The organism is Halocalculus aciditolerans (assembly GCF_014647475.1).
Lineage (GTDB): Archaea > Halobacteriota > Halobacteria > Halobacteriales > Halobacteriaceae > Halocalculus > Halocalculus aciditolerans.
In genome coordinates this window covers 329,334-343,192 of record NZ_BMPG01000002.1, presented here as the reverse complement: position 1 = coordinate 343,192, position 13,859 = coordinate 329,334, and the positions used below count along the sequence as shown (strand labels likewise).

Sequence of the window (13,859 nt, the reverse complement as noted above, 5' to 3'; positions counted from 1 at the left end):
CGGGGTGGTTCGCTACCGCTGGTCTTCGCCGGTGTCGTAGTGCTCGCCGGCGGCGTCGGGGACGCGCGTGCGGCCGACGAGGGCGAGCACGATGATGACCGTGATGTACGGAATCATCTCGATGACGGCGGAGGGGATGGCGAGGCCGATCTGCTGGAGGCGGACCTGGAGCGCGTTGAGCGCGGCGAACAGGAAGCTCGCGCCGAACGCGCCGAGAGGGTTGTAGTTCCCGAAGAGGTACGCCGTGATCGCGATCCAGCCGCGGCCGGACACCATCGTGGTGCCGCCGCCGATGAACTGGCCGACTTGGCCGAGCGCGAGGCCGGCACCGCCGATTCCGGAGAGGAACCCGGAGATGAGGACAGAAGAATAGCGGACCTTCCGGACGTCGACGCCGACGGTGTCGAGCGCCTTCGGGTTCTCGCCGCTCGCGCGCACCCAGTAGCCGAAGTTCGTGTTGTAGAGCACGTGCCAGCAGACGGGGACGGCGATGAGCAGCATCCAGACGGTGGGCGTGATGCCGAACCAGACGTCGAGCGTCGGGACGGAGGGGCTGTTGACGTTCCCCCAGATGACGTTCGACGCGAACGGCGCGAAGCCGAGCGCGACCAGCCAGACGGCGAGGCCGGCGATAATCTGGTCGGCTTTGTACTCGATACAGATGACGGCGAAGACGAGGGAGAGGAGGACGCTCGCGACGACGGCGGCGGCGAAGCCGATCCAGACCGTCGACTGGCTGGCGTCCCCGGAGCCGACGACGGAGGTGACGGCGACGCCGGTGAACGCCGCGATGATGAGGAGGCCTTCGAGGCCGATGTTGATGACGCCGGATTTCTCGGCGAAGATACCGCCGAGCGCGGCGAACGCGATGGGGACGGTGAGGCGGAGCGCGGACTGGAAGTAGGAGACGTCGAAGACGCCGGTGAGCGACTGGAGGGGCTGTGCGAACACCGAGGTGAGGACGAGGCCGACCGCGGCGGCGACGCCCGCGCCGAGCGTGATCTGCGCGCGGCGGGAGACGCCGTCGATGCCGGTCATTCGCTCTCACCTCCGGTGGCCGTCGCGTCCGACCCGAGGCCGAGTTTCAGGCCGAGCATCCGGAAGAACTCCGGCATCGCGACGAAGAGGATGATGAGCCCGCGGAGGACGTCCACGAGCTGCGGCGGGACTTCGAGGCCGAACTCGATGGCGATGCTCCCGCCTTTGAGCACGCCGAAGAGGAGCGCGGCGGGGAGGACGGCGAGCGGGTTGTTGCCCGCGAGAATGCTGACGGTGATGCCGTCGAAGCCGAAGGAGGGAACGCCGTCTTGGTACTTCCCGAGCACCATGAGGATGTAGATTGCGCCGGCGACGCCGGAGATCGCGCCGGAGAGCGCCATGGAGGACACCATCGTTCGCTTGGAGTCGACGCCGCCGTACTCGGCGGCTTTCGGCTGGATGCCGCTCGTGCGGAGGTCGTAGCCGAAGGAGGTCTGCGTGAGCAGCCAGTAGACGCCGACGGCGAGCACCATCGCGCCGAGGAGGACGACGATGGAGAACCGCGAGCCCGCGCTGAAGGCGGAGAGCACGGGGTCGAGCCGTGCGGCTTCCGGGATGGCGCGCGTCTGCACGGCCTGCGAGCCGGGGTCCTGGAAGACTTGGGTGACGAGGACGAACGCGAGGTTCGCCGCGATGAAGTTCAACATGATGGTCGTGATGACCTCGTTCGCGTCGGCGTACGCTTTCAGCGCGCCCGGAATCGCGCCGTACGCGCCGCCGACGACCGCGCCGACGAGGACGGCGAGCGGGACGAGGACGAGCGTGCCGACGAGGCCGCCCGGGACGAACGGCCCGGCGGCGATGACGGCGAGCGCGGACGCGAGCGCGCCGAGGACGAGCTGTCCCTGCGCGCCGATGTTGAACATCCCGGAGCGGAACGCCACGGCAACGCTCAGCCCGGCGATGAGGAGAATCGTCGTCTCCTGCAGGGTGATCGCGAGGTTGAACGCGGAGAACGCGAGGGAGTCCGGGCTGGCGAACGACCCGACGAAGAGGTATTTGTAGACGCGGAAGGGGTCGTAGCAGAACGAGCCGATCCCCGGGAGCGTCACCCACGCGGTGCTGCAGGTCGCCACCCAGCCCGCGCCGGTGACGACGAGGCCGCCGACGATGATCGCGGTGACGAGCGCGGCGACGCTGATGGCGACGCGCTCGCCGGTCGAGGCGTTCACGAGCCGTTCGAGGGTGGCGTCGACCGTATCGCGGACGCTCACGCGTCGTCACCCCCGGACGGGAGGCGTTCGGCGCGCGGCGCGTCCGCGTCCTCGCCCGCCATCAGCAGGCCGAGTTGTTCCTCCGTGACCGCGTCCGGGTCGACGACGCCGCTGAGGCGGCCGTCGTGCATGACGCCGAGGCGGTCGGAGAGCTGGCGGACTTCGTCGAGTTTCGAGGAGACGAGTAGAATGGCTTTGCCCTCTTCTCTCAGGTCGAGGAGTCGGTCGTGGATGAACTCGATGCTCCCGACGTCCACCCCGCGCGTGGGGTGGCTCGCGACGACGAGGTCGGGGTCGCGTTCGAACTCGCGGCCGACGATGAACTTCTGTTGGTTGCCGCCGGAGAGCGATTCCGCGGTCGCGTTCGGGTCGGGCGGGCGGACGTCGTACTCGGTGATGACGTCGCGCGCGTCGGCTTCGACGGTGTCCCAGTCGATGCGGCCGCCGGGCGCGACGCGCTCGTCGTGCTGGCTCCCGAGGATGTCGTTCTCCACGAGGTCGTACTCCATGACGAGCCCGCGCTCCTGGCGGTCTTCCGGGATGTACGCGATGCCGGCGTCGATGTGGTCGCGGCGGGACGCGTGCGTGACGTCGTCGCCGAGGAAGGAGACGCTGCCGGCCGCCGCCGTCCGGATGCCGGTAACGGCCTGCACGAGCTCGGACTGGCCGTTCCCGTCGACGCCCGCGACGCCGAACACTTCGCCCTCTCGAACCTCGAAGGAGAGGTCGTCGACGGCGGTGATGCCGCGGTCGTCCTCGACGGTGAGGTGTTCCACGCCGAGCACGCGTTCGCCGGGCTCGACCGGGTCCTTGTCGGCCTCTAAGAGGACTTCGCGGCCGACCATGAACTCCGCGAGCTCCTCGCGGGAGGTCGCGTTCGCGTCCACGGTCCCGACGTTCTTCCCGTCGCGGAGGACGGTGATGTCGTCGGCGGCCTCCATCGCTTCGCCGAGCTTGTGACTGATGAAGATGATCGTCTTCCCCTCGGCGGCGAGCTCGTCGAAGACGTCGAAGAGCTCGTCGACTTCCTGCGGGGTGAGGACGGCCGTGGGTTCGTCGAGGATGAGGATGTCCGCGCCGCGGTAGAGGGCTTTCAGAATCTCGACGCGCTGCTGGACGCCGACGCTGACGTCCTCGATGCGGGCGTCCGGGTCCACGTCGAACCCGTACTTCTCGGAGAGGTCGCGGACTTCCTCGCTCGCGCGGTCGTGGTCGACGGCGAGCCCGCCCCACTTCCGGGGTTCGCGGCCGAGGACGACGTTCTCCGCGACCGTCATCGTGTCCACGAGCATGAAGTGCTGGTGGATCATCCCGACGCCGGCGTCGATGGCGTCGCGCGGCGACGCGAACGACCGCGGTTCGCCGCCCACGTTCACCGTCCCCTCGTTCGGCGTGTAGAGGCCGTAGAGGACGTTCATCAGCGTCGTCTTTCCCGCGCCGTTCTCACCGAGGAGCGCGTGCACTGTCCCTTCCCTGACGCGTAGATCGACGTCGTCGTTCGCGACCACCCCAGGGAACCGCTTCGTGATACCGTCTAGATGAACTGCGAGAGACATTGATAGCTGTGCGCGTCGGCGACAGCTTCAGACGTTCTCGGGTTTCTGCGGAACTTCGATCTCGCCGGACGCGATCTGCTCTTTCGACGTCGCGAGTTTGTCCTTCGCGGACTGCGGGATGTCACCGCCGAGTTCCGCGCCGTAGACACACGCGACGCCGTCTTCGGCGAGACCGAGGGAGTGGACGGAGCCGCCGTCGAACTCGTCGTTCACGACGTTCCCGACGCACTCGAACACCGCGTTGTTCACGCGTTTCACCATCGACGCGAGGATGACGTCGGCGTATTCGGAGGCGGACTTCGACTGGTCGGAGTCCACGCCGAACGCGAACCGGCCGCGTTCCTGTGCGGCCTTGAACACGCCGATGCCGGTGCCGCCGGCGGCGTGGTAGACCATGTCCGCGCCCTCGTCGAACATGGAGAGCGCGATCTCCTTCCCGGTCGCGGGGTCGTTGTACGCGCCGGCGTAGGCCGCGCGCACTTCGATGCTGTCGTCGGCGTGCTTGACGCCCGCGCGGTAGCCCGCTTCGAACTTCTGGATGAGCGGGACTTCCTTCCCGCCGACGAACCCGACGACCTTCTCGTCGGGCTTCGTGCTGCCCGTGCCCGCGGAGAAGTCCTGCGTCGACAGGAGGCCCGCGAGGTAGCCGACTTGGAAGGACCCCTGGTGTTCCTTGAACGTGTACGAGGACACGTTGTCCATGTCGACGACGGAGTCGATGATCTGGAACTGCTGGTCGGGGAACTGCTCGGCGTTCGTCTTCAGCGCGTCAGCCTGCACGTAGCCGACCGTGGTGACGAGCTCGTAGCTCGGGCTCTGCGAGGACGCGAGCTTCCGCTGGAGCGTCGAAATCTCGCTCTGCGAGCCCGGTTCCATGTTCTGGTAGGAGACGCCGTACTCGTCTTCGGCTTCCTGCACGCCGCGGTGCGCCATGTCGTTGAAGGATTTGTCGCCGAGGCCGCCGAGCGCGTACACCATCCCGACGTTCGTCGGGTCGCTGCTCGTCGTCTCCGCGTCCTCGGAGTCCCCGCTCTCCGACCCGCCGCTCTGCGTCGTCGTCTCGTTGCCTCCCCCTCCCGAGCAGCCGGCCAGTCCGGTCATCGCGAGTGTGCCTGCCCCACCGAGCGTCTTGAGAATGTCTCGTCGTTCGAAGTCCGCCATACCTGCCGGAAACACAGGATGGTTTGCGCATAAATCCGTCGTTCCGTCCCTCGTGCGTGCCTCACGGCCGCATTCACGTCGGTCGGGCGAAAGGACGCGAACGGATTCGCGTTACGACGTGGCCGCGACCGCGTCCTCGACGACGCCGACGACGGTCTCGACGAGGTCGTCGACGGTCTCGCTCTCCGCGTACACCCGGACGTAGGGCTCCGTGCCGGACGGTCGGACGAGCGCCCACGACCCGTCGTCGAACGCGAGGCGGACGCCGTACTCCGTGGAGACGGCCGCCTCGGGGAACGTCTCGGGAAGCGCGTCTTCGAGCGCGGCCATCACCGCCGGTTTCGCGTCGTCCGGGCAGTCCACCGAGACTTTCCGGTACGGGCGCTCCTGCACGTCGGCCGTGAGCGCGGCGACGCTCCCCGCGTCCGCGACGAGGCGCGCGAGTACCGCAGCGGAGGTGACGCCGTCGATCCACGACCCCCACTCCGTGTGGATGTGCTTCCAGGGTTCCGCGGCGAACACGACGTCGCCGCCGTGCTCGCGGGCCGCGGCGATGCCCTCGTGGAGCGCGCCGAGGTGGATGCGCTCTACGCGCCCGCCCGCCGCCTCCACGCGGTCGTCGATACGCCCGGAGGCGTTCGGCGTCGTCACGACCACGGGGTCCGCGACGTCGACCGTGCGCGTGTAGTGTTCCGCGAGCACCGCGAGCACGGTGTCCTCGTGGACGACGTCGCCCTCGCTGTCGAGCGCGACGATGCGGTCGGCGTCCCCGTCGTGCGCGAGTCCGAGGTCGAACTCGCCGCCGGCGACGAACGCCTGTAGGTCGCCGAGCGTCTCGGGCGTGGGCTTGCTCGGCCGACCGGGGAAGTGGCCGTCGACGTTCGCGTTCAACGCGACGACGTCCGCGCCGAGCGCGCGCAGGACTTGCGGCGTCGCGACGCTCCCCATGCCGTTCCCGCAGTCCACGGCGACGCGGAGGCCGTCTGCGGCCGCGCCGTGCCCGCGGGCGTAGTCGGCGACCGCCGCGCGGTAGTCTCCGAGCACTGACGCGTGCGTGCCCTCGCCCCACTCGTCCCACGCCGCCGGTGCCGCCCCCGCCGCGACGCGCTCCTCGATGCGGCCCTCCTCGCTCCCGTCGTACTCCGTGCCGTCGACGAAGAGCTTCAGCCCGTTGTCCTGCGGCGGATTGTGGGAGGCGGTCACCATCACGCCGCGCCGCCCGCGGCTCGCCCACGCGAGCGCCGGCGTCGGACACTGCCCGAGGCGGACGACGGACGCGCCCGCCGACTCCAGTCCCGCTTCGACGGCCGCGGCGAGCGCCGGCCCGGTCACGCGGCCGTCCCGCCCGACGACGAACTCGCCGCCGTTGACGCCGGCGGCCCGCCCCACGTCCAGCGCGAGCGACGGCGTCACCCGCGTCTCGGCGCTGCCACGGATTCCCGCAGTCCCGAAGAGTTCCATGCAGGCCATCCGCCCGCGCCGCACTTGAACAGTTCGAACCCTCAAACGCCCTCGACCGGCGTCCTGTCACCCCGTCGTCCGTTTCGACACGGGCGTTTTTAGTCTCACCCGCCTATTAGGGGTAGTAGATGTCGAGTGACTTCCTCTCCAGCGTCGAGGCGCGCGCGTCAGCGGTCCGCTGGCAGCTCCACCGCTACGTCGACGTGCTCCGCGGCGCGGACCTCGACGTGGAGAACTACGACCCGAGCGAGCACGGCCCGCTCGTCTCGTTCTCCGGCGTCGACGGCATGGAGGAAGTCGACCGCTACTGGGTGAACGCCCCCTTCGCGTTCGTCTCCGTGAACTACAGCGAAGCGGAGAACGAACACCGCTACGTCGCCGTCGAACCCGAACTCGACGAGTTCGAACGCGACCTCCTCGAAGACCTCTACGAGGACATTCGTGAGTCCCTCGTCTTCCGCGCCGAATACGACCCCGAGAACTCCGAAGCCATCCTGAAAACCCAGATGGAGGACCTCCTCGAAGAGTACGGGGTCGTCCTCGACATGAACACCTTCTACCGGCTCTTCTACTACCTCTACCGCTCCTTCGAGGGGTTCGAGAAAGTCGACCCCATCATGGAGGACCCCCACATCGAGGACGTCTCCTGCGACGGCTACGACATCCCCATCTTCGTCTACCACGACGACTACGCCGACATCGGCACGAACGTCACCTTCGAGGAGGAGGACCTCGACTCCTTCGTCGTCCGCCTCGCCCAGCAGTCCGGGCGGCACATCTCCATCGGCGACCCCGTCACGGAGACCACCTTGCCCGACGGGTCGCGCGCCGAACTCGCGCTCGGCACCGAAGTCACGCCGCGCGGCTCCGCGTTCACCATCCGGAAGTACTCCGAAGAGCCGTTCACGCCCGCGACGCTCGTCGACTTCGACACCTTCGACCTCGACCAGATGGCCTATCTGTGGCTCGCCATCGAGTCCAACAAGAGCCTCCTCTTCGCCGGCGGGACGGCGTCCGGGAAGACCACGAGCATGAACGCCGTCTCCATGTTCGTCCCGCCGCGCTCCAAAGTCCTCACCATCGAGGACACCCGCGAACTCACGCTCTACCACGAGAACTGGCTCTCCTCCGTCACCCGCGAGAGCATCGGCGAGAGCGAGGACATCACGATGTACGACCTGCTCCGCTCCGCGCTCCGCCACCGCCCCGAGTACATCATCGTCGGCGAAGTCCGCGGCGCGGAGGCGATGACGCTCTTCCAGGCGATGAACACCGGTCACACGACGTACTCGACGATGCACGCCGACAGCGTCCAGACGGCGATCAATCGCTTAGAGAACGAGCCCATCAACGTCCCGCGCGCGATGATTCAGAGCCTCGACATCCTCTGCGTGCAGACGCTCACGTACGTCGGCGACGACCGCGTCCGCCGGAACCGCGTCATCGCCGAAATCGAAGGCATCGACCAGCGTACCGGCGACCTCGACTACTCCACCGCCTTCGAGTGGAACCCCGTCGACGACTCCTTCGAGCAGTACGACAGCCAGGTGTTGAGCGACATCCAGGACGAACGCGGGTGGAGTCGCTCCGAACTCCTCCGCGAACTCCAGAACCGAAAACGCGTACTCCGGTACCTCGTCGACCAGGACGTCACCGACTACCGGCGGTTCACCGCGCTCGTCAACGAGTACTACGCCCACCCCGAGCGCGTCGTCGAGCGCGTGACCGACCGCCTCGACGAGGACGTCGACACCGGGTTCGGCGGCGAATGATCGCGGAGTTCCTCCCGCTCGCCGGCGTCTTCGCGCTCGTCCTCCTCGTCTCCACCACGCCCTACGTCCCCCGGCTCAACCGCCTCTTCACGCGCATCGCGCTCACGACGTTCGGCGCGTACACGCGGCGGCGCGAACCCGTGAACCGCCACCAGGTCCAGACGCTCCGCGCCGCCCACCGCAGCGAGACCTACCGCGTCTTCGCGTCCAAGACCTTCCTCTACGCGACGTTCGCCGCGCTCGCCGGCAGCGTCCTCAGCGTCTACGCCGTCGCCGCCGTCGTCGTCCTCGTCGTCGCCGGGAACGCGGCGCTCGCCGACGCCCTCCCCGGTGAACTCTCCGCGCTCCTCGGCTCCATCTCCCCCGGCTTCTCCGTCCTCCAGCTCGCCGGCATCTTCCTCCTCGCGAGCGCGACCGTCGGCGTCGCCGCCGCCTTCGCCGTCTACCGCTTCCGCTGGTCGATGGTCGAACACGACGCCGAGACCCGCGGCCGTCACATCGACGCCAGCCTCCAGCGGAACATCGCCTTCATGTACGCGCTCTCGCGCTCCGGCATGGCGTTCACCGACATCATCCGCGTCCTCGCGCGGAACAAGGACGTCTACGGCGCGACCGCCGACGAACTCGAAATCGTCGTGAAGGACGTCGACATGTTCGGCACGGACATCCTCGCGTCCCTCCGCCGGCTCGCCGACCGCACGCCGAACGACGACCTCCAGGAGTTCGCTGAGAACCTCGTCAGCGTCCTCCAGTCCGGGCAGAACCTCCCGAGCTTCCTCCGCGACGAGTACGAGTACTTCAAAGAGCAAGCGGAGTCGAAGCAGACGCAGTTCCTCGAACTCCTCTCCACGCTCGCCGAAGCCTACGTCACCGTCTTCGTCGCCGGCCCGCTCTTCCTCATCACCGTCCTCGTCGTCATCGGCCTCGTCATGGGCGGGATGCTCATCTACCTCCGCCTCCTCGCCTACCTCGTCCTCCCCGTCACGACCCTCGGCTTCCTCGTCTACCTCGACTCCGTCACCGAGTCCACCGTCGCCACCTCGCCCGAGGAGCGCACGCAGCACCAGACCCTCCCCGACGCCCGCCACGCCGAAACCGCGAACACCGACGCCGACGCCAGCCCCGTCACCGACGGCGGCGACCGCCGGCGGAAGAACCACGCGCGCCTCGCCGCCGCCTGCCGCCTCCGCCCCATCACCTACCGCCTCCGCCACCCCGTCGAGAACCTCGTCGACAACCCGCTCGCCGTCCTCTACATCGTCATCCCCGTCGCCGTTCTCGCCGTCGCCGTCGACCTCTACCGCGCCGCGACGGCGGGGTCGCTCACGCTCGCGCGCGCCGACGACCCGCTCGTCATCGCCACGCTCTTCGTCACCGGCACGTTCGCCGCCGCCCACGAAGTGCGGAGCCGCCGCATCAGCGCCATCGAAGCCGTCGTCCCCGACTTCCTCGACCGCCTCGCCAGCACGAACGAAGCCGGGATGTCAATCGTCGAGAGCATCGGCCGCGTCGTCAACACCGAACTCGGCGCGCTCTCCCGCGAACTCGAACGCGTCTGGGCCGACATCCAGTGGGGCGCACACGCCGAGACCGCCCTCCAGCGCTTCGAATCCCGGATGGGAACCGCGACCGTCACCCGCGTCACCACGCTCGTCACGAACGCGATGGGCGCGAGCGGCGACCTCGGCCCCGTCCTCCGCATCGCCGCCGACGAAGCGAAAGCCAGCCAGCGCCTGAAGCGCGAACGCCGCACCGAACTCCTCACCTACCTCATCGTCATCTACCTCTCCTTCTTCGTCTTCATCGCCATCATCGTCGCGCTCGTCGTCGTCTTCATCCCCTCCATCCCCACGGACCTCGGCCAGCTCGGCTCCGGCGCGGCCGGGACGTCGATCCCCGGCGGCACGCCCTCCTTCGTCGGCGGCAGCAGCGGCGGCGGCGAGAAGCCCGAATACCGCCTCCTCCTCTTCCACACCGCCATCGTGCAGGCGGTCTGCTCGGGGTTCGTCGCCGGCCACATGGGGCAGAGCACGACGCGCGCCGGCGCGAAACACGCCACGCTCCTCCTCCTCGTCGCGTACGCCACGCTCCTCGTCTTCGGCGGCTGAAAAGAACTGACGGGGGCGGCTTAGTCGTCGGCGGGCGCGCCGTCGAGGTGGCAGGCGGTCGGCCGACTCGACCCTTCCGCGTCCAAGGCCGGCTCTTGTCGCTCGCAGACCGTCTCGAACTCCTCGGCGAGGCGGTCGCGGGCCGCCGCGACGTTCCGGTGGACGACGTCGTCGAGCGCCCGTTCGAGGACGGTCTCCGCGCTCGCGTCCGTGAGCGACTCGGGGATGTCGTGCTCTCTGCGGAGCTCCGCTTTCATCTTCGCGGCGTCCGCCTCGGAGACCGACTCGCCGTCGTCGAGGCCGACGAACTCGCGGAGCCCGTCGACGTCGACGCCGTGGCGCTCCATCGCGACGCGGAGGTCCATGACGCTCCGCCAGTGCTCCTGTTCGAAATCGTATCCTTCGGGCTGGATGACTTCCGGACACCGCGTGTAGAAGTTACAGCCCGAGGGCGGGTCCGTCGGGTCCGGGACTTCGCCGCGGAGGCCGGCGTCGATGCCGCGCGAGTCGAGGTCGAGCGTCGGAATCGACCGGAGTAACGCCCGCGTGTAGGGGTGTTCGGGGTTCGCGAAGAGCTCTTCCGTCGAGCCGATTTCGACGATCTGTCCGAGGTACATCACGGCGACGCGGTCGCAGACCTCGCGCACGACGCTCATGTCGTGGCTGATGAAGAGGATGGCGAGGTTGAACTCCTCCTGGATGTCCTGGAGGAGGGAGAGCACTTCGGCCTGCACGGAGACGTCGAGCGCGCTCACGGGTTCGTCGGCGACGACGAGGCGCGGGTTCACGACGAGCGCGCGAGCGAGCGCGACGCGCTGTTTCTGCCCGCCCGAGAGCTCGTGGGGGTAGCGGTCGGCGTCGTCCGCGTTCAGCCCGACGCGTTCGAGGAGGTCGCGGGCGATTTCGAGCCGGCGCGTCCGCGGGCCGACGCCGTGGATGCGCAGCGGCTCCGAGACGGACTCCCCGATGGTCATCCGCGGGTCGAAGCTCGAATCCGGGTTCTGGAAGATCATCTGCGCCTCCCGCCGGAACCGCTTCAGCTCGCGGTCCCCGTACTCCGTGATGTCCTCGCCGTCGAACTCGACGCTCCCCGCGGTCGGGTCGTCGAGCCGGAGGATGGATTTCGCGACGGTCGACTTCCCGCAGCCGGACTCCCCGACGATTCCCACCGTCTCGCCGGGGTGGACGTCGAAGGAGATGCCGTCGACGGCGCGGACGCGCGCCACCTCCTGTTTCAGGACGCCCTTCCTGATGGGGTAGTGTTTCTCCAGGTCTCGCACCTGCAAGAGCGGTTCGTCTGCGTCCGTCGGCCGGTCGAACGTGCGTTGACTCATCGCGTCCCTCCGTCAGCCATCGTGTCTCGACTGCTCGTCTCGTCCGCGCTCCCGGTGTCGAGCTCCGCTTCGTCGTAGCCCGCGCCGTAGTAGACGCAGGAGGCCTCGTGCGTCTCCGAATGGACCGCGTGCATGGCCGGCTGGCCGCCCGTGCGGCAGTCCTCGGTCGCGTACGCACACCGCGGGCTGAACCGACAGCCCTCGGGCGGGTCCGTGACCGCGGGGAGCGACCCCGGGATGCGGTTCATCGACCCGCCGCGCCCCGGCAGACACTCGATGAGCGCCTTCGTGTAGGGGTGTGCGGGGTTCCGGAAGACGTCTTCCACCGTGCCGGCCTCCATGACCTTCCCCGAGTACATCACGACGACGCGGTCCGCGATCTCGGAGACGACGCCGAGGTCGTGCGTGACGAAGATGACGCTCATGTCGAACTCGTCCTGGATGTCTTCGAGGAGGCGGAGAATCTGCGCCTGGATGGTGACGTCGAGCGCGGTCGTGGGTTCGTCCGCGATGAGGAGGTCGGGGTCGCAGGCGAGCGCCATCGCGATGAGGACGCGCTGTTTCATCCCGCCCGAGAACTCGTGCGGGTAGTCGTCGACGCGCGCCGACGCCTCCGGAATCCCCGTGCGGTCGAGCAAGTCGACGACGCGTTTCCGAACCTCCCCCTTCGAGAGGTCGTCCCGGTGGATGCGGAGCGTCTCCCCGATCTGCCGACCGACCTTGTAGACGGGGTTGAGGCCGTTCTGCGGGTTCTGGAAGATGTGACTGATGCGGTTCCCGCGGATCTTCTGTAACTCTTTGTCCGTCTTCGTCGTGAGCTCCGTCCCGTCGAACGTGATGGAGCCCTCGACGATTTCGCCGGGCGGCATGTCGAGGATTTTCGTGATCGACTCGCTCGTCACGGTCTTCCCGCTCCCGGACTCGCCGACGATGGCAACCGTCTCGCCGCGCTCGACGTCGAAGGAGACGCCGTCGACGGCGTACGCGGTTCCCTCGTCGGTGTGGAAGTACGTCTTCAGGCCGTCGACGGAGAGCAGCGGCTCTCGGTCGCTCACAGGCCACCACCCCCGCCGACCTCCTGTCGCGGGTCCATCGCGTCACGCATCGCCTCCCCCGCGTAGTAGAAGGAGAGCACGGTGAAGAACAGGAAGACGCCCGGAATCGTCGAAATCCACCAGGCGTCGCCGAGGTGCGCCTGCCCCGCGGAGATGGTGCGCCCCCACGAGAACGTGCTCGGGTCGCTGAACCCGAGGAAGGCGAGCGCCGCCTCCCCGAGGATGAACGTCGGAATCGCGACCGTCGCGTTGATGATGATACTGTTCGCGGAGTTCGGAATCAGGTGTTGACGGACGATGTACATCATGTTCGCACCGGACGCGCGCGCCGCCTCGATGTACTCCTCGGACGAGCGCTGGAGCGCCTCGCCGCGCACCGTGCGCGCGATGCCCTCCCAGGAGAGGAAGCCGTAGATGAGGATAATCATCCAGAGCTGACTCCCGAAGAGGTAGACGAGGAGCAAGAGGAGCATGAACGCCGGGAAGACCGACTGGATGTCGACGTACCGCATGAGGACTTCGTCCAGCCACCCGACGTCGAGCGCGGTCGCGAGCGCGGCGACCGCGCCGACGACGGAGCCGATGACGACGGAGAAGACCGTCGCGATGAGGCCGACCTCCATGCTCACGCGCATCCCGTAGACCACGAGTTTCAGGACGCTGTACCCCTCGCCGGTCGTGCCGAGCGGGAACTGCCACGACCCCGTCTTCACGACGCCGTTCACCGTCGCCGTCACGCCGACGGGCGGCACGATGCGATTCCCGAACCGGATCTGCGGCGGGTCGAGGAAGAGCGGCCCGACGATACCGACGAAGAAGATGGTGACGAGGTAGCAGAGCGCCACCACCGCGATCTTGTTCTTCTTGAACCGCCGCCAGTAGAACTCCCGCATCCGCGCGTTTCGGGCGAGCGGGATGACGCCGTGGAAGAACATCGCGATGAGCGTCCCCATCAACATCCACTCGACGCTCAACACGTCCCAGTTGAGCACGAGCGGCCCCGCGTTCTGCAGGACCGCGTAGTCGTAGAGGAACGCGCCGGCGAGCACGAGGTACGCGACGATTTCGGCCGCGCCGGCCGCCGAGAGTGAGAACTTCGACACCGAGTGGGCGTCCCAGTCGATATCTTCGAACGACGTGTCGTTGTCTGTAGCCATGAG

At 68.1% G+C, this 13,859-nt stretch carries 10 protein-coding genes; 2 read left to right on the top strand and 8 right to left on the bottom strand.

What is annotated here, in order from left to right; all coding sequences use genetic code 11:
- Positions 1–12: 12 nt before the first annotated feature.
- The 5 genes from IEY26_RS08415 to IEY26_RS08395 form a co-directional block, all read right to left on the bottom strand.
- Positions 13–1,038: an ABC transporter permease gene (locus tag IEY26_RS08415; RefSeq protein ID WP_188977865.1), complete on the bottom strand. Its 1,026-nt coding sequence runs from the start codon at positions 1,036–1,038 to the stop codon at positions 13–15.
- Positions 1,035–2,252 carry an ABC transporter permease gene (locus IEY26_RS08410; RefSeq protein ID WP_188977863.1) on the bottom strand — a complete coding sequence of 406 codons (1,218 nt, stop codon included), beginning with the start codon at positions 2,250–2,252 and terminating at the stop codon, positions 1,035–1,037. The genes IEY26_RS08415 and IEY26_RS08410 overlap by 4 nt, the downstream gene beginning before the upstream one ends.
- The gene (locus IEY26_RS08405) at positions 2,249–3,808 is read right to left on the bottom strand and encodes an ABC transporter ATP-binding protein (protein WP_188977861.1); all 1,560 of its coding nucleotides are present in this window, start codon (positions 3,806–3,808) and stop codon (positions 2,249–2,251) included. Before IEY26_RS08405 ends, IEY26_RS08410 begins: the two co-directional genes overlap by 4 nt.
- 27 nt (positions 3,809–3,835) lie before the next feature.
- Entirely contained in the window at positions 3,836–4,969 is a 1,134-nt protein-coding gene (locus IEY26_RS08400) for a BMP family lipoprotein (RefSeq protein WP_188977859.1), read from the bottom strand.
- A gap of 111 nt (positions 4,970–5,080) precedes the next feature.
- Positions 5,081–6,430 carry a phosphopentomutase/phosphoglucosamine mutase gene (locus tag IEY26_RS08395; RefSeq protein ID WP_188977857.1) on the bottom strand — a complete coding sequence of 450 codons (1,350 nt, stop codon included), beginning with the start codon at positions 6,428–6,430 and terminating at the stop codon, positions 5,081–5,083.
- A gap of 128 nt (positions 6,431–6,558) precedes the next feature.
- Here IEY26_RS08395 and IEY26_RS08390 point away from each other — a divergent pair, with 128 nt between their 5' ends.
- Both IEY26_RS08390 and IEY26_RS08385 read left to right on the top strand, forming a co-directional pair.
- The gene (locus IEY26_RS08390) at positions 6,559–8,202 is read left to right on the top strand and encodes a type II/IV secretion system ATPase subunit (RefSeq protein WP_188977855.1); all 1,644 of its coding nucleotides are present in this window, start codon (positions 6,559–6,561) and stop codon (positions 8,200–8,202) included.
- Positions 8,199–10,310: a type II secretion system F family protein gene (locus IEY26_RS08385; RefSeq protein ID WP_188977853.1), complete on the top strand. Its 2,112-nt coding sequence runs from the start codon at positions 8,199–8,201 to the stop codon at positions 10,308–10,310. The genes IEY26_RS08390 and IEY26_RS08385 overlap by 4 nt, the downstream gene beginning before the upstream one ends.
- Positions 10,311–10,330: 20 nt before the next feature.
- Here the strand turns inward: IEY26_RS08385 and IEY26_RS08380 are convergent, their stop codons facing one another.
- The 3 genes from IEY26_RS08380 to IEY26_RS08370 are packed head-to-tail and all read right to left on the bottom strand — an operon-like array spanning position 10,331 to position 13,856.
- On the bottom strand, positions 10,331–11,644 hold the full coding sequence (locus IEY26_RS08380) for an ABC transporter ATP-binding protein (RefSeq protein ID WP_188977851.1): 1,314 nt from the start codon (positions 11,642–11,644) through the stop codon (positions 10,331–10,333).
- On the bottom strand, positions 11,641–12,699 hold the full coding sequence (locus IEY26_RS08375) for an ABC transporter ATP-binding protein (protein ID WP_188977849.1): 1,059 nt from the start codon (positions 12,697–12,699) through the stop codon (positions 11,641–11,643). The genes IEY26_RS08380 and IEY26_RS08375 overlap by 4 nt, the downstream gene beginning before the upstream one ends.
- On the bottom strand, positions 12,696–13,856 hold the full coding sequence (locus IEY26_RS08370) for an ABC transporter permease (RefSeq protein ID WP_188977847.1): 1,161 nt from the start codon (positions 13,854–13,856) through the stop codon (positions 12,696–12,698). The genes IEY26_RS08375 and IEY26_RS08370 overlap by 4 nt, the downstream gene beginning before the upstream one ends.
- Positions 13,857–13,859: the final 3 nt, after the last annotated feature.